This is a genomic window from uncultured Fluviicola sp. (assembly GCF_902168135.1).
In the GTDB taxonomy this organism is placed as follows: domain Bacteria; phylum Bacteroidota; class Bacteroidia; order Flavobacteriales_D; family Crocinitomicaceae; genus Fluviicola.
In genome coordinates this window covers 1-17,831 of sequence record NZ_CABHOL010000016.1, presented here as the reverse complement: position 1 = coordinate 17,831, position 17,831 = coordinate 1, and the positions used below count along the sequence as shown (strand labels likewise).

Here is a 17,831-nt window from a genome sequence, read left to right as displayed (position 1 = left end):
CCACCGAGATCTACACAGAGTAGATCGTCGGCAGCGTCAGATGTGTATAAGAGACAGGAATTGGGTGAAATTTCCCGGAAAGGGCTGATTCCTCACGAAGCTTTGGTTTTTGATCCGGGCATTTTATCCGCAGAGGTTCCCGATATTTCTTTGACTCATGAACAGGCATTGCATTACTTAAAAGGTGAAACTTTCAGCCTGGAAGGAAAACAAGGATTCAATACGGTTTCATTTGAAGGAACAAAATTGGGCTGGATCAAGCACCTGGGTAATCGCTTCAATAATTTATTCCCCAAGGAATGGCGGATCCGAATGCGGATCGATTAACGTTTCGGACGAAAGAACTCCAGTTTCCCTTTCTTTAAATCGCCCAGGAAAATGCTTGATTCTCCAAGCTTTTTTCCGAACCGGCCGGTATTTTGATGCCACAAGACCAATTCTCCGTTGGCTTTTACTTCCTTTACAACGGCAAAATGCTTTTCCATTTCTTCAAAATACTTCTGACCATTTTGGATTCCCCCGAATTTCACTCCCTTAAACGCAATAATATCTCCGGGAGAAACACAATTTTTCTTGTAATCGTAAGATGTTCCGAACACATCATACCCGTTCCAGTCTGCATGGGTTTCATTCAATGCCAAACTCAAAACATCCCAGCATTCACCCCGAAGAATCTTCTGTCCCACGTACGGTTTTAAAACTTTCAATATCTCTGAATTCAAGGCTGGAACCGAATCACAACTTTGAACCTTTTGTGTCTTGCCATGGAACGAAAAGACGAGAGCAAATGCAAGGATGCTTAAATATTTCATGTTGCTTGTGATGTTGTTAAACCTATAATGCATTAAATATAAAAAAGTTAAAATGCAATTTGGTATTGAAGCACCAACATATTTTTACGCATTGTTTGGATCGCTTGTCCCAGTGAGTTATTTTCGAAAACAGGCCTGTTTTGAAGTCCTAAAGACAGCTTCGCCCCGTGGGTTCCGTGGATCAGCCAGTTAATACCGACTTCCCCCATCACCGAAGGATCTTTCAATGCCTGGAATTGAGAATACTGAACTTCAACATAAGGCATCAGCGTTCCGTTGTCTTTGGCGAATAAATCGTCTTTGAATTTATAGCCTACCTGAGCAAACAGTATATTTCCGGTTCCCATCATCGGGTAATTGACTCCCGGGCCGTTGATTGTTGCTGAGGAATTCACACCGTTGGCAGGGTTCATTCCGTTTAGCATACGCAAGTAATTTTTACCGTAATTGAAATTGTTGTATGCAAGGTACGCATTGAATACCGCTCCTTTGTTTCCTACCGGTAGATCCAGGAATAGGTCAGCACCAAGCAATAACAAAGCCGTTCTGTTTGTATCTCCGGAATCCGTTGTATGCCACATAGCCTGATTTTGATGCACCCAGCCAAGTCCTAAATTCAGTATTTTCTTCTTTCCCAGGTATGTCCCGCTCATATAGGGGTTTGGTGTTGACTCCCGATCAAAAAACTGCCAGAATAAGTATCCGGAAGTTTGTGCACGCGGGGCCTCTGTATTAAAGTCCGAATTTGCATTGATAGGCGGAATCGCAACCGTGCTGTTTTTTACGGACATTGGCCTCGATAAAACAATGCGGTAATTCAAACGCGAAATTTCTCCTTTCATGTAAAGTGAAAGTTTCCGGGCAAATTGGTCATTAACGCCATTAGTTGCCTGCTGGTATATGGGTGCATCCAGGCCCATAATATTCGCTACTGCTGGTGAAGAAAAACGAGAAACACCTCCCCAGGCCGTCAATCCGCCTCCGATCTGTAGTTGTTTAACTATGGTAAATTCAGTTATCGCGTCATGCAAAAAAGCACCTGTATGACGTGGCTGCAGGAAACTAAAATTATTCTGTCCGAATTGCGTGTAGAAATAAACCCGCTTTGTCAACTGGCCAAAGGCCTGGATACGCCATCTTCTGATGCCGATATCACCATAACCTGATTTTGGTGTTCCGTCAATTGTAGTTCCGGGGTTAAACTCGGAATACCTGGCCCAGGTCTGAGCCAAAAAGGTCCCTTTAATGTAGCTTGTACCGGCCTTGTTGAAATTCAACTTCAATTCAGGGATGATGATCCTGCTGGAATCTTTTGTTTGAGCCTCTATACCAAATGAGAGCATCAGGAGACAACCTATTGCCAGTACCTTTTTCATAGTTATTTTTATTTGACGCGAACAAAAATAAGCATGAGGACACAGCTTTCCTCCCGAAACCGAAGATTTATTAAAAAGTAAACCCCGACTTTTACATCGGGGCTCATTTATATTTAAAGTAGTCGGTAATCTTTATTTGAGTATATGAATGGCTCCGCTGAACGTTTTTTTAGCATCCGTATATGGGTCTTTCACATTTGCAATCCAGGAGTAAGCCCCGGCCGGAACAACCTTACCGTCGTAGGTCCCGTCCCAGGCAGTATTCGGATCGTGTGTTTCCCAGATAACTTCTCCCCAGCGATCAAAGATCACCAACTCAAAATTATATGCATCAATTCCTGAAACATAGAATTTCCATGTTTGATTGAATTCATCTCCATCCGGCGTAAATGCATTCGGAGCGTAGAAAATGATATCACTGTTTACCGACAGCACTCGTACAATAGTATCAACACACCCTTCGGCCGTTTCAACAATCAGCTGAATAGGATACGTTGCAATCACACCTTCCGGATAATGGAACGTTGGATTTTCATTGGTACTACTGTTCGGATCTGATCCTATGGCTGTCCATTCCCAACTTACCACACCGGGACTAGATTTATCCTGCATTTTTACAACTGTTTCAAAAATGGTCGTCGGGTTTGCAGACATCGTAAAATCTGCTACAGGATTGGCTATTACATTAGCAATTCCAACAAAGGTACTGTCAGTCACGCACCCTCGTGTAGAAGTTGCCACAACGCTTATGGTATAAATTCCTGCAGATGTATAGGTATAGGTGATATTGGAATCTCCATAGAAAACTCCTGTCTCTCCATTTCCAAAATCAACAAACACCGAATCTATCTGATCTTTGTTATCCGAGTTATTCAGGAATATAAATGCTCCGGGTAAACAAGAATAAGCAAGATTGGACACATAGTTAGGTCTTACCGGTGGTGGGAAATTGATCGTCATACAGGAATCCGTACTTGGCGAACCGCAGGTTTCTGTCAATTCCACACAATAGTTGGTTGCAGACACTTCAGGATCAACCGTTATTGATGTTCCCTGACCTATCACATTCCCGTTTTCTTTCCAGGTAAATGTATAATACTGGCTTCCGTTACCGCCTGTTCCCTGAACCGTTAAAACAATAGATGCCTCCGGACAAATAATCGTATCGGGAGTCAGGTTGGTGATCTTCAATGCAGCCGGTTCACCGATTGCAGTTGTGGTTGATATTATACAATTGTTAGCATCAGTAATTGTTACCGTATGAGTTCCGGCATATAAATCGTTCGCTAACGGTCCTGTAGAAGCGGAACTGCTCCAGGAATAAGTATAAGGCGCTGTTCCGTTCACCACATTAATTTCCACGATACCATCATTGGCACTGTTACAAGTCACATCCTGCTGGTTAATAATTGTTGAAACCATTCCGGGAATCTCACTAACCACCACTTCTACGGTATCCGTACAACCTGTAGACAGAGATGTTGTGACCTCACAATGATAAGTTCCTGCCGCAAGACCAGTTGCAGTTTGTGTAGTTTGTCCACCCGCATCATACCAATTATAAGAAACAACTCCTAATGGAGGTGTCATTGTAGCAGTTGCCGTACCATCACTTCCTCCCGGACAACTTACCAAAGTAGAAGTACCGCTAAATGTCGCATTCGTATTCGGAACATTTACATTGACGTTTGCCGAACAGCCAAGGGCATCGGTAATTTGAACCGTGTAAGCTCCCGAAACAAGATTGGTTGCTGTCTGCGTGGTCTGTCCACCAGGTGACCACAAATAAGTAAACGGTGCAGAACCCTGAACAGGATTGACTGTTGCAGAACCAACACCTCCGAAACAATAATCTGTTGTTGCAGTTGCAGTACCGGAAACAACTTGTCTGGTAATAAAGGTTGTATCACTGACACCTCCCACTGCAGCATTACATGCAGATGCAGTCAAATAATAACCGGTTGTTCCGGGAGGCACTACAGTTACATTCAACACCCCGCCATTGTAAGGGTAGAAACCTCCTGCTGTACTTGCCCATGCAATGGTGTTGTTTGACGCAGAAGAAACCGTATAATACTGAATTGTAGCTACGGAATAGTTGGATGTGTTACCCGGTGCAATCGGTGTAAATCGTTTACCGTCCTGATTGGCTGTCCAAACACTGTTGTTTCTTCCCGGTGTAATTGTAGCTACTGTTCCAGCAGCATTTTCAACACCCTGAATAGCCAACCCACCATTCCAGCTGGAACAATTCGGTTTTTGACCGATCATCATGTCGATGACATTCGTTGTCTCATAAAATACAAGTGCTCCATAGTAACAAGTATTCTGACATGAAAAGGCATTTACACTTTCATACAACACAACGAATTTTCTGTTTGGTGCCGTTCCAATAGTCTGATACTTAATCGGCCCGATTGGTGTTTGGGACGGATTAATATCAGAATAAAAGAGCATTGCAGAATTTCTTGCTGTTGTCAATGTTGTGTTCGGAAGCGTTCCCATGCCCACCAAACTCCAGGCACAACCTGTATTTGCATTACTTGCATTAAAACTCACCAAACCATTCGATCCGATGACACAGTTGGTGTAATTTGTTCCGTAAAAACTAAAATTAAAACCTATCGGAATTAATCCCGACCACATATCATCCGGCAATTGAGGAAGCGTAACCGGATTATCCAGGGTTATTCCGGCACCTACAACAGGACCTCCACCCGAACAATTTGTAATCTGGACTGTCTGTCCGGCGCAAACTGTTGCATCCTGTCCGAGACAAAGCGTAACCTGGGCATTTAATGCACTCATTGAGCTAAACAACAACGTACCTATTAAAATTATCTTCTTCATAATCACCTTATTGTATTACTTTTAAAACGAATTTTTTAATTCCAGGTTGCTTAAAAATGAAGTTATCTTAGAAAAATCAACAAATAAATCGCCTGAAAGCTAAAAATACCACACCTATTTCATTTTCAACCCATTAAACACCGAATGATTTCACTTTAAAGATTCTGGTTAAGTCAACAAAAAAATCCCGCCTCGACTTAGCCGAGACGGGATTCCCTGATCTATATATTAAAGTAGTTGGTATTTACTCAATAATTGTGATTGCTCCTGTAAATGTTTTTTTGTTATCCGTATAAATATCTTTTACTCGGGCAACCCAGGAATAAGCTCCTTCTTTCACTTTTACTCCATTATAAGTTCCATCCCATGCAGCGTTTACATCATGCGTTTCCCAAATAACTTCACCCCAACGGTTAAAGATTAACAATTCAAAATTGAATTCATCAATCCCGGAAACATAGAACTTCCATGTTTGGTTGAATTCGTCGCCATCAGGTGTAAATGCATTCGGTGCATAGAAGATAATATCGCTGTTTACCATCAAAACACGCTCAATCGTATCAATACATCCTTCCGGTGTTTCAACGATTAATTGGATCGGATAAGTTGCTATGATTCCTTCAGGGAAATGGAAAGTCGGGTTTTGATAAGTACTGTTATTCGGATCTGAACCCGGCGAAGACCATGTCCAGTTTATAACATTCGGACTCGACTTATCCTGCATTTTCACAACTGTTTCAAAAATGGTTGTTGGATTCGCAGACATGGTAAAATCAGCAACAGGGTTTGCAATAACGTTAGCAATTCCAACAAATGAACTATCTGTTACACATCCCAATTCAGAAACTACTGTAACGTCAATAGTATAAACCCCGGCAGCTGTATAGATGTAATGAATACTATCGTTTCCATAAACAACCCCTTCATCTCCGTTTCCGAAAGAAACCAATACCGAATCAATCGGATCATCGTAATCAAAATTAACCATAGCTGCAGTATCCAGGTAGAATACCAGATCACCCGGCAAACAAGAATATGGTTTGTTTGATCTGTAAATCGGTTTGATCGGAGTTGGGAATGTGATTGTCATACATGAATCCGCACTCGGAGACCCACATGCCTCAGTCAATTCTACGCAGTATTCTGTTCCTGTTACATCCGGATTAACCGTAATGGATGCACCCGTCCCGATCACATCTCCGTTTTCTTTCCAGGTAAAAGTATAATTGTTGTTTGAAGGACCATTACCACCAACACCAATTACACTGATCGTTGTTGAATCCTCCGGACAAATAATCTGGTCCGGTGTCACATAAGTAACCTGTAAAGCCGGCGGTTGTGATAAAGTCTGGCTTTGAGTAATCACACAACCATTCGCATCCGTAATTGTCACAGTGCTTGTTCCTACATAAAGGTCATTTGCCATTGGTCCGGTAGAAGCCGAATGATCCCACGAATAACTATATGGAGGCGTACCATAATTTACACCCACTAAAATCATCCCATCATTCTTGGAATGGCAGGTAACGTCCGTATAATTGTCAACATTTGAAACCATTCCCGGGATTTCCGTTACTGTAACATTTACAGTTCCTGTACACCCGATATCTGAAGTGATCACACAAGAGTAAGCACCTGCAGAAAGGCCTGTTGCCGTTTGTGTTGTTTGACCGGCAGGATCACTCCATGCATAAGACAATGTTCCTACTACAGGAGCCATGTTTGCAGTTGCAGTACCATCTGCACCACCCGGACATGAAACAACCGTTGAAGTAGCCGAATATGCCACCGGGTTCGCTCCAACTGTAACGTTCACTGTTCCGGTACATCCGTTTGACAAAGTTACTGCACATGAATACGCACCAGGTAAAAGGCCCGTTGCAGTTTTTGTAGTCTGACCAGCCGGGTCATTCCATAAGTAAGAAGCCGTAACTCCCGTACTCGTTGGATTCCCCGGGATATTATAATTCGCAGTGGCAGTACCGTTATGCCCCATTGGACAGGAAGCATTTGTGGTAGTTCCGCTGAATGTTGCATTGATATTTGTAACCGTAACAGTAGCCGTTGCAGGAAGAATTACCGCTCCACCAGCAGGATTCGGGCTGGAAGTAACCGTAACAGTGTAAGTTCCGGGTGCAACATTGCTTACCGTTTGAGTTGTTGGATTTCCGGGAATCGACCAGGAATAAGTATAAGGTGCAAAACCTCCGTTTGGTGTTGCTGTTACAGTTCCGGTTGGCTGATTACAAGTTGCCGGTGTCATTGTTGCCGTAACACCGAAGTTTACCGAACAATTGACTGAACCGGATGTTGGTGTCAATGAAATTGTTCCGGGCTGACCACTAAAATTAGTAATCAATATAAGGTACACTTGTCCGGCAACCGCATTTGGGATTTCAATTGTTTCAACCGATGATCCTGAATAGGAACAATCTACCATTGGTGTAGAACCGGGAACAATGGAACCACAACCAGACGCAATACTGGTAAATGGACCGAAAACACCGAAGTCTACATCTATCCCGCTACCTCCGGAAGTTGTCTGTGTCAGCTGAAGTGAAATATATCCGTTACTGGCAGCCCCAATTGCAACCCAATTTGGGTTAGGAGTTGATCCGAGACACCCCCAGGATCCTGATCCGGCAGTACCGGTTCCACTTGGATACGATCCGGAAACAGCACAGTTAGATGTACATGGTGAGGTCCCGGGGTTGATCTGCCCATACAAGGACGAGCTTACCAGTAGTAAAATGATAAACTGGAAAATTCTTATTGTTTTCATATCAAAAATCTCTTAAGTAAATTGGGTTAAATAGAGTATTCTGCAGCGTAGCCGGTAATTGTGCCGTTTAAAGGCTGAAGGATGGTTTGGAATTCTTCTTTTGTAAAGACGGCCTGTGATTCTATAATCACCGAAGTACCATCTTCGCTTAACACGAAGGAAATAACTCTGGAATCATTTGTCAATGACGTTTCCAAAGCAGCTTTTTGAGAAGCACCGATTCCTGCAAGACCGATTACATGATGGGCTTTTACACCGGTTAGGATATCAATACCAGCCATTTTGTTTTGATTGATCTGATTCTGAACTTCAGATCCTGACACGCTATAAATTTTTTCATAGACCTGGCCATAGGATTTGAAGGTCAAAAAAATAGTACTGAATGCGATTAGTAGTAAATAATTCTTCATTTTGGATTAATTGTAATACAAGCAAAAGACGCAATTATTAAGATTAGGTTGTCTCTTATTTCCTAAATTATTACCAATTCGGTCATTTCAACAATCAAAATAGGGTTCACATCGATTAATTTATAATGTTCTATAAAAGTTCTTGTCCATTTTTAAAATTAGTTACATTTGCCCCAAGTAAAAACAAAAGCATTAATTACAAATAATATGTCAAGTAAATACCAAGCACAGATTGACGCTTTTATGGAGAAAGTAAAAGCAACCAACGGTCATGAAGCAGAATTTTTACAAGCTGTTCATGAAGTTGCTGAAGCAGTTATTCCTTTTATGGAAGAAAATCCAAAATATAAGAGCGCAAAAATTTTGGAGCGTATCATTGAGCCGGAAAGAACAATCATTTTCCGTGTTCCTTGGTTGGATGACAAAGGTGAAATTCAGGTAAACCGCGGATACCGTGTAGAATTCAACTCTGCAATCGGTCCATATAAAGGAGGTCTTCGCTTCCACCCTTCTGTGAATCTTTCTATCTTGAAATTCTTAGGATTTGAGCAAATCTTCAAAAACTCTTTAACAACACTTCCTATGGGAGGTGGTAAAGGTGGATCTGATTTTGACCCGAAAGGAAAATCGGATAATGAAGTCATGAAATTCTGTCAATCATTCATGACTGAACTTTCCCGCCACATTGGTGCTGATACGGATGTACCTGCAGGTGACATCGGTGTTGGTGGTCGTGAGATCGGTTACATGTTCGGTCAATACAAGCGTATCCGCAACGAATTTACAGGTGTATTAACCGGAAAAGCTCGTAACTGGGGTGGATCTTTGATTCGTCCGGAAGCTACAGGTTATGGAACTGTATATTTCGCAAAAGAAATGCTGGCTACTAAGGATGATTCTTTCTTAGGTAAAACAGTTGTTGTTTCGGGTTCAGGAAACGTAGCTCAATTTGCTTGTGAAAAAGCAACACAATTGGGTGGTAAAGTTGTTACTCTTTCTGATTCATCAGGATATATTTTGGATGCTGAAGGTATCGACGCAGCAAAATTGGCATTCGTAATGGAATTGAAAAACGTGAAACGCGGTCGTATTGAAGAGTACGTAAAACAATACCCTGGCGCGAAATTCGTAGCTGGAAAACGTCCTTGGGAAGTGAAAGCTGATATCGCATTGCCTTGCGCTACTCAAAACGAATTGAACGGTGATGAAGCAAAAGCTTTGATCGCAAACGGAGTGATCTGTGTTGCTGAGGGAGCTAACATGCCTTCTACACCGGAAGCTATCGCTGCATTCCAGGCTGCAAACGTATTGTTCTCTCCTGGGAAAGCGTCAAACGCAGGTGGTGTTGCAACATCCGGATTGGAAATGTCTCAAAACTCTTTGCGTTTGAGCTGGTCTGCTGAAGAAGTTGACCAACGTTTACACGGTATCATGGTTTCTATCCACGAAGCTTGCGTGAAATACGGAAAAGATGCTAAAGGAAATGTTGACTACGTGAAAGGTGCAAATATTGCAGGTTTCGTGAAAGTTGCAGATTCTATGATTGACCAGGGATTGGTATAATCGAAAAAACAAAATACCCGAAAACCGTCTCAGCTATGCCGAGGCGGTTTTTTTGTTTTAAACAATAGGGGTGGAAAATTTTCCGCCCCTATTGTTTTTTAATTGGCAATTCGGCATTCACAATTCGCAATTGAGTACATTTGTGTGCGAGATTCACTATGGAAAAAGAAAAAACAAAACGATTGATTGAATTCGATCGGACCGGATTTGACAACGAAGAACTTGTCACTATATATAAAGCAATTGCAAAACCTCGATTAATTGAGGAAAAAATGTTGATTCTCCTGCGTCAGGGGAAAATTTCCAAATGGTTTTCCGGCTGGGGGCAAGAAGGTATTTCAGTTGGATCGGCGTATGCAATGAAAGAGGAAGAATTTATTCTTCCAATGCACCGCAACCTCGGAGTTTTCACTACTCGCGGAATTCCTTTAAATCGGCTTTTTGCTCAATTCCAGGGAAAAATGTCAGGTTTTACCAAAGGCCGTGACCGTTCTTTCCATTTCGGAACAAAAGATTATAACATTGTCGGAATGATTTCCCATTTAGGTCCTCAAATGGGGATTGCTGATGGAATCGCCCTCGCTAATAAATTAAAAGGAAACGACCATGCAACCATCGTATTTACAGGTGATGGCGGAGCTTCGGAGGGTGACTTTCACGAATCACTGAACGTTGCAGCTGTTTGGGACCTTCCGGTGATCTTTGGAGTGGAAAACAACTGCTGGGGATTATCTACACCAAGTATTGAGCAATTCCGGTGCAAACAGTTTATCGATAAAGGAATCGGTTATGGAATGGACGCTTTCCAGGTAGACGGGAACAATATCCTGGATGTAATCCGTACAGTGCGTAAAATCGCTGATTCGATCCGACAAAAACCTCGTCCGTTCTTATTGGAATTTATGACTTTCCGTATGCGCGGACACGAAGAGGCTTCCGGAACAAAATATTACCCGGAAGGAATCCAGGACGAATGGGCAAAGAAAGATCCTGTTACCAACTATGAACTTTTCTTATTGGAACAAGGTATTTTGACCGAAGAAACGGTTGCTCAAATTCAACAGGAAATTAAGGACGAAATCCAACAGGGATTGGAGATCGCATTTGCGGAAGGCCCGGTCGAAGCGGATCTTCAACGAGAATTAGACGATATTTACGCTCCTTTCACTCAAACGGTGATTGAACCTGTCAGTGATAAGAAGACAGAAAAGCGTTTGATCGATGCGGTTTCAGATTCTTTGAGAGAAAGTATGGTGCGCTACCCGGATTTAGTGATCATGGGGCAGGATATTGCCGAATACGGAGGTGCTTTCAAAGTGACCGAAGGCTTTGTAGAGCAATTCGGAAAAGAGCGCGTACGTAATACTCCGATTTGTGAATCTGCAATTGTCGGTGCAGGACTTGGTTTATCCATCGCAGGAATGAAAGCTGTAGTTGAAATGCAGTTTGCAGACTTCGTAACTTGCGGATTCAACCAAATCATCAATAATTTAGCTAAAATACATTGGAGATGGGGACAAAATGCCGATGTGGTTGTCCGCATGCCTACCGGGGCAAATACTGCTGCCGGACCATTCCACAGTCAAAGTAATGAAGCGTGGTTCTTCCACACTCCGGGATTAAAGGTGGTTTATCCGGCTTTCCCGGGTGATGCGAAAGGATTATTGAACGCGTCTATTGAAGATCCGAACCCGGTTTTGTTCTTCGAGCACAAATACCTTTACAGAAGTATCCGCGAAGATATTCATGATGATTATTACACGGCTGAAATCGGGAAAGCGGGCTACGTGCGCAAAGGTGATGATCTGACAATCATTACTTATGGGTTGGGAGTTCATTGGGCAATGGAAGCTTTGGACGCACATCCTGAGATTTCTGCCAACCTGGTTGACTTGAAGACACTGCTTCCTTTGGATACGGAAACGATTTACGAGGCGGTTCGTCAAACTGGAAAAGTAATCGTATTGCATGAAGACTGCATGACAGGAGGAATTGGCGGTGAATTGGTTGCATTGATCAACGAAAACTGTTTCGACTCACTGGATGCACCTGTGAAACGTGTAGCATCTTTAGACACCCCTGTGCCGTTTGCAGTGGCATTGGAAAAACAATTCCTTCCTGTAGAACGATTCAAGCAGGCGTTGATTGAATTGTACGAATTTTAATCACAAAAAATAATGTGTGGGCACTGTGGGTACGCATTAATCGCGTACCCACCCTTCCTTACAAAACAAAAAAACGGTCATCCGATAATTCGAATGACCGTTTTTTGTTATATCATATTTTGATTAATCCTTCACAACCGTATATCCAGGGTATTTGGATTTATCGAATACAAACTTGCTGTCTTCGATAGCCGGATTGGATGTAAATTTCGTCATTGTAAACGTGGAAACAGTTCCGTCATTTGCTTTCATGATTGCCTTTTTCACCTCGTTATCGGCTTTCGCAACATATACAATGATTGTATGGTAATTTGCTTTTTTCGGGGTCTTCGGGTACAAATAGATCACATGTACCTTTTCACCTCCCAATGTTTCCTCCTTTTCGTACTTGCTCTTGAATCCTGATTCCCAGATTGTCATCAACTTCTTAGGATTGATCGCATCTTCGTCATCACCCGAAGCATCTGATTCATAAACTGTTTTCTCTTCTTTTACGATAGACCATTTTTTCAATCCGTTTGAGATCAAGGTCGTTTCTCCGTAAACAGCACTGAATTTATCTCCTTTTACCCATCCTTTACCGGACATATTGGAGTTAGTTCCGTTTGTACTGTTTTTGATTGTAGCGCTAAATTCTACGTAGAAGGTTTTTAGTCCTTTTATTTTAGCCGAAACTTTATCAAGGATTGCGTCTGCTTTTGCATCCTGACTGTAAGCCAATGTACTTCCCAGTAAAGTCAGGCAAATAAATAAGTATTTCATGTTTCACAATTTTCTCTGCAAATATCAGAAATTGTGCCAAGAATAAGTTACATATTAAAAAAATACCTGTTAGATTTCTGTTAAAACAGTTGAATGTTCAGAAAGTTCAAGCGCTCAATTTTGAACGATTTAAACTTTAGCCCCTTTTTGAACATTAAAAATTAGCTGATTCCTTTTGAGCGCAAGAACTCTTCCAGGCTTTCCACATCACTGAAAAGCACTTCCCGGGCTTTACTTCCCTGGAACGGACCAATAATTCCATATCCTTCCAGCTGATCAACGATTCTTCCGGCACGGTTATATCCCAACTTCAGTTTACGCTGCAACAAGGACGCGGATCCCTGGTTATTGATCACAACAATCCGTGCTGCATCGGCAAACATCGAATCAATCTCATCCAGGTCGATGTCGCGATCTTCTCCTCCATCAGCCCCCACATATTCCGGCAGAATAAGAGCTTCAGGATAAGCGCGCTGCTCACCGATAAACTTACAAATGTCTTCTACTTCCGGAGTATCTGCGAAACCACACTGTACACGAATCAGATCCTGACCTAGGGAAATCAACATATCCCCCCGCCCGATCAACTGATCCGCACCAGAGGAATCCAGGATGGTACGGGAATCAATCTTGGAAAGCACACGGAATGCAATACGCGCCGGGAAGTTTGCTTTGATCATACCCGTAATTACGTTTACGGAAGGACGCTGAGTAGCGACAATCAAGTGGATACCAATCGCCCGTGCCAGCTGCGCCAAACGCGCAATCGGGTGTTCAACCTCTTTTCCGGCGGTCATGATCAAATCCGCGAACTCATCGATCAATACTACAATATACGGCAGGTAACGATGTCCCTTTTCCGGGTTCAACTTACGAGCAATAAACTTGGCATTGTATTCCTTGATTGTACGTACCTGTGCTTCTTTCAGCAGCTCGTAGCGGTTATCCATCTCAATACACAAAGAGTTCAAAGTATTGACCACTTTGGATGTATCCGTAATGATGGCATCTTCCTCTCCCGGAAGTTTGGCCAGGAAATGGCGCTCAATCCGGTTGTAAAGCGTTAATTCCACTTTTTTCGGATCGACCAATACGAATTTAACCTGTGCTGGATGTTTCTTATAAAGGATAGAAACCAGGATGGCGTTCAAACCAACGGATTTACCTTGTCCGGTAGCACCCGCAACCAATAAGTGAGGTGCTTTTGTTAAATCGAACGTATAGGTTTCATTCGTAATCGTTTTACCCATTACGATCGGCAATTCGAAATCGGAATTCTGGAATTTCTCCGAAGCAATCAATGATTTCATGGAAACCATGTCCGGCTTACTATTCGGAACTTCAATACCAATTGTTCCTTTCCCCGGGATCGGAGCAATAATACGAATACCCAATGCGGATAAACTTAGAGCGATATCGTCTTCCAGGTTCTTAATTTTCGAAATACGAACCCCCGGAGCAGGTACGATTTCATACAAAGTTACCGTAGGACCTACCGTTGCTTTAATTTTGGCAATATCGATCTTGTAATGAGACAGCGTTTCTACAATCCGGTTCTTATTGTCTTCCAATTCCTGCTTATTGATCGAAACCTGACCGTTCCCATAATCTTTCAATAAGTCGATCGGAGGAAGCAGATATCCGGAAAGTTCTAATGTAGGATCGTAATCCCCGTATTCCTGGCGGATCGAGTTAAACTCATCGTCAGAAAGTGTTGCATCTGTTTTTGCGATACTCACTTTGAAATCACCTTCGTCCTCTTCTTCATCATCTTCGAATACTTCTACCGGCTCAGACTCAACAACAGGTTCTTCTGCTATTTTCTCAACTCCGGACTGAATGACAATAAAACTCTCATCTTCACCGTCTCCATAAGATTCGTCTTCTTCCTCATCCTCATCGAAATTCACTTCTGCAGCTTCCTGTTCCGCACGGATCTGGTCTTCGCGGATGGTATTTACCACGTGAATATCCGTCATATTTGCCTGAATCGGCTGATCGTCTTCAAAGAAGAATTCTTTCGCCCCTTTTGCCCTGTTCCACCAGGACATAATATCCGCATTGAACAGTACTACTAAAACAACCCATAAAAGTGCTACAATCGCTACAAAACTTCCGAAACTCCCGATTGTGAGGCGCAGCCAGTTGTTGATCGCAAATCCGAAAGTTCCCCCCAAGTAATCAATATGCTCTACGAAATACCCCAGGAAGATGGAACTCCACACCATAAACAAAACCGCTACGGCAATTGAACGTCTGATCGGAAGCAGTAAGATATTCAAAGTCCATTTGAAGCCGATCAGGAAAATGATGAAAGAAATAGCAAACGAAGAAATCCCAAACCAACGGTACATAAATAAATGAGCCATCCAGGCACCGAATTTTCCCAGCCAGTTTTGTACAGGTTCCGGATTACTGTCGAAAAGAAAAGTAAATAGAGATACATCTAAAACGCGGTCCTGGTCTGAAGTCCACGTGAAAAAATAAGAAAAGCAGGAAAGAAAGGTGAAAAAGGAAAACAGAATCATAGCAATCCCCAGGATTGTTTTGAATCTTTTCTTATCAAAGCGGTTTGCAAGACGATCCAACAAAGCATTATCAGTAGGCTTGCGTTCTTTTGCAGGCTTTCCTTTCGGTGCTTTTTTCGTTTGTTCTTCAGCCGTTTGTTCGCTTTTTTGTCTGTATTCGTTTTCCAATGCCATTCTTCACGAAGTATCTTACGAAGATAACGATAGAAGAGGGCTTTGGTTAACGGTTTTTGATTTAACTATAAACAAACTACTGTTCATTATTCGAATAGAAGGCACGCATGAATTCTTCGAAACTGATTCGTTTATAATCCGATGGAATTCCAAACAAATCGCGATTTACGGGTTGATCTTTTTTCTCAACCAATTCATAATGTATCAAGCCATCCTGTGAAGGAATGTAATAATCAAGTGCCAGGCCTTTTACTTCCGGGTAGACCTGCAGGTATTTATTTGACAATTTCTTAGAAAAATAGCAATAGAAACCTTCTGTATTCTCATCCTTAATGAGGTATTTCTTTGCTTTTAGTCCGGCTATTTTTTTTGAACCTCTTTTTTTTGTTACCGTGTATGTTTTCGGGATGGTATCTGTTTTTTTCGAAAGATCGGTATGGATCGCATATTTATTCCCGTCCAGTTCTAACAGCAGATATGCTTTATTCAACAACATATTCCGGATATAAACCTGAACTCCGAACTGCTGGGTCTCCGTTTCAACACGAACCACCGTATCGTTCGTATACAATGTCACATTCCAGGATTTCCAGACAACATTCGAATCGGGAGCCATGACCGTAGCTTTGTACTTCAAAACACCGGAAAAAGCTTCTTGCGAAAATCCGGAAAATACAGTGATTAAAAGAATGCTAATAACACAGATTAATTTCATGTTTCAATTTTAATTGAAGGTAATTTTTTATAAAGAGAAATACTTGTTTTAGTTAAAACTGAGCTAATCAGCCACAGCAGATCTCTTACTCAAAGGTGGCAAATAAATCGTTCATTTTCTGATTGTATTCGTCGTAACTGATAGCAGTTCCTTTTGCAGGCAAAGTAAACAACTGTTTTTTAGACTCGTCGACTTTCGGGATAAATTTTGTTGCTTTGTAGTCCATTCGAATACCAAAACGATCTACGGAATAAGCAAGCAATACTCCCGGAACTTCTTTAAATGTATTGTACCAATTCGGATTTTTCAACTCAATCTCTTCCGTATACCAAAGTGTAATCACATCCGACTTATTCTTAACACCTGTCGCAACAGCTTTTTTCACATTAAAACCAGCAAGTGTGTCTGTTTCGTCTGTGAAACGGATAGTGTATTTCGTTTGATCGTTTAACATTTTGTGAATTTCATCGGGAGTTAAATCCGTTTTAAACGCCTCTTCTCCATATTGGAAATAAATGTCCATTTCTTTTTTGTTACAGTCAATCAGCAAAACATTTTGAAAATTTCCGCGACTGATATCATTCCGTACCTTTCCATTCTTGAAGCTGATCTCGATTTCTTTCGGCAGGATATTATAAAGGAATACATTCTTTTTGTGATTCGGATAATCTGCAGCATAAATGATTGTCCCCTCACTGATAACTTCCTTTTTAGAAGTACATGAACACACCAGAAAAATGCAAATCCCTAAGAATATGGATGACTGCTTTACCAACATATAAGATCTTTAATAAGAACCTGATACGGTAAATTGTTGAAAAGGTTTCGCGAGCTTGGATAACTTAAAAGAGTCAGACAAAACCAAATATGTATTTTTGCGCTATTAACAATTTGTTATGCATCGGAAAATTGAAATCATTGTAAACAACTCAGAATTGGCCGCAGGCACCAGGGGAGCATCATTGGGACCGGGAGCTATTATGACAGCAGCCAGGAAAGCAAACAATCCGTATTTCGGACTTTACCCCCTTCACCCTTTGCCTGATTACAATCGATTTTTAGACCAAAAGAACGAAACCGAGTTTGCCAAAAACCTGCAGGGTTTCAAGCTGGTTTTCGAGTCTGCAGCTGAAAAAACGACCGAAATACTCCATAAAGGGTCTTTTCCGCTTATTTTAGCCGGAGACCACGGTTCGGCAGCCGGAACAATTGCGGGTATCAAAGCTGCTTACCCTGACAAGCGCCTCGGAGTTGTGTGGATTGATGCTCACGGAGATCTTCACTCTCCTTATACCACACCTTCCGGAAATATCCACGGAATGCCTTTGAGCCTTTCATTGGGAAATGACAATATGGGATACCAACGAAATACGCCTTCGGAAGAAACCGTATCTACCTGGAACGAGCTAAAACACAAATACACCGGCACAATTAAACTAAACCCTGCGGATTTGGTTTTTATCGGCGTAAGAGATACTGAGTATGAGGAAAATCAGTTAATCACAGAAAACAACATCACCAATCACACGGTAGAATCGGTGCGTAAGGAAGGTGCGCAGGCTATTGTTCAGCATGTTTTGGAACAACTGGCCCCTTGTGATATTATATACGTTTCATTCTGTCTCTTATACACATCTCCGAGCCCACGAGACTCCTGAGCATCTCGTATGCCGTCTTCTGCTTGAAAAAAAAAA

General features: G+C 42.0%; 11 protein-coding genes. 2 read left to right on the top strand and 9 right to left on the bottom strand.

Annotated elements, in window-relative coordinates; all coding sequences use genetic code 11:
• Positions 1-323 precede the first annotated feature (323 nt).
• The 5 genes from QZT69_RS05360 to QZT69_RS05340 form a co-directional block, all read right to left on the bottom strand.
• The gene (locus QZT69_RS05360; RefSeq protein WP_294671415.1) at positions 324-686 is read right to left on the bottom strand and encodes a hypothetical protein; all 363 of its coding nucleotides are present in this window, start codon (positions 684-686) and stop codon (positions 324-326) included.
• Positions 687-859: 173 nt separating this feature from the next.
• Positions 860-2,188, bottom strand: a complete 1,329-nt coding sequence (locus QZT69_RS05355; protein ID WP_294671413.1) for a hypothetical protein — start codon at positions 2,186-2,188, stop codon at positions 860-862.
• A gap of 132 nt (positions 2,189-2,320) precedes the next feature.
• Positions 2,321-5,038 carry a gliding motility-associated C-terminal domain-containing protein gene (locus tag QZT69_RS05350; RefSeq protein ID WP_294671412.1) on the bottom strand — a complete coding sequence of 906 codons (2,718 nt, stop codon included), beginning with the start codon at positions 5,036-5,038 and terminating at the stop codon, positions 2,321-2,323.
• 244 nt (positions 5,039-5,282) lie between these two features.
• Complete coding sequence (locus tag QZT69_RS05345; protein WP_294671411.1) at positions 5,283-7,820, bottom strand: gliding motility-associated C-terminal domain-containing protein; 2,538 nt, start codon at positions 7,818-7,820, stop codon at positions 5,283-5,285.
• A gap of 26 nt (positions 7,821-7,846) precedes the next feature.
• Complete coding sequence (locus QZT69_RS05340; RefSeq protein WP_294671402.1) at positions 7,847-8,230, bottom strand: hypothetical protein; 384 nt, start codon at positions 8,228-8,230, stop codon at positions 7,847-7,849.
• A 207-nt stretch (positions 8,231-8,437) separates the two neighbouring features.
• Here QZT69_RS05340 and gdhA point away from each other — a divergent pair, with 207 nt between their 5' ends.
• The gene (gene gdhA / locus QZT69_RS05335; RefSeq protein WP_294671398.1) at positions 8,438-9,793 is read left to right on the top strand and encodes an NADP-specific glutamate dehydrogenase; all 1,356 of its coding nucleotides are present in this window, start codon (positions 8,438-8,440) and stop codon (positions 9,791-9,793) included.
• Between the two features lie 158 nt (positions 9,794-9,951).
• The gene (locus QZT69_RS05330; RefSeq protein WP_294671395.1) at positions 9,952-11,958 is read left to right on the top strand and encodes a dehydrogenase E1 component subunit alpha/beta; all 2,007 of its coding nucleotides are present in this window, start codon (positions 9,952-9,954) and stop codon (positions 11,956-11,958) included.
• 123 nt (positions 11,959-12,081) lie between these two features.
• Here the strand turns inward: QZT69_RS05330 and QZT69_RS05325 are convergent, their stop codons facing one another.
• From QZT69_RS05325 to QZT69_RS05310, 4 genes are all read right to left on the bottom strand, one after another.
• Positions 12,082-12,720, bottom strand: a complete 639-nt coding sequence (locus QZT69_RS05325; protein ID WP_294671392.1) for an outer membrane lipoprotein carrier protein LolA — start codon at positions 12,718-12,720, stop codon at positions 12,082-12,084.
• 161 nt (positions 12,721-12,881) lie between these two features.
• Complete coding sequence (locus QZT69_RS05320; protein WP_294671390.1) at positions 12,882-15,422, bottom strand: DNA translocase FtsK; 2,541 nt, start codon at positions 15,420-15,422, stop codon at positions 12,882-12,884.
• 76 nt (positions 15,423-15,498) lie between these two features.
• A complete protein-coding gene (locus tag QZT69_RS05315) occupies positions 15,499-16,137 on the bottom strand; it encodes a hypothetical protein (protein ID WP_294671388.1) in 639 nt (212 codons plus the stop codon).
• Between the two features lie 85 nt (positions 16,138-16,222).
• Positions 16,223-16,915: a hypothetical protein gene (locus QZT69_RS05310; protein WP_294671385.1), complete on the bottom strand. Its 693-nt coding sequence runs from the start codon at positions 16,913-16,915 to the stop codon at positions 16,223-16,225.
• Between the last annotated feature and the right edge of the window lie 916 nt (positions 16,916-17,831).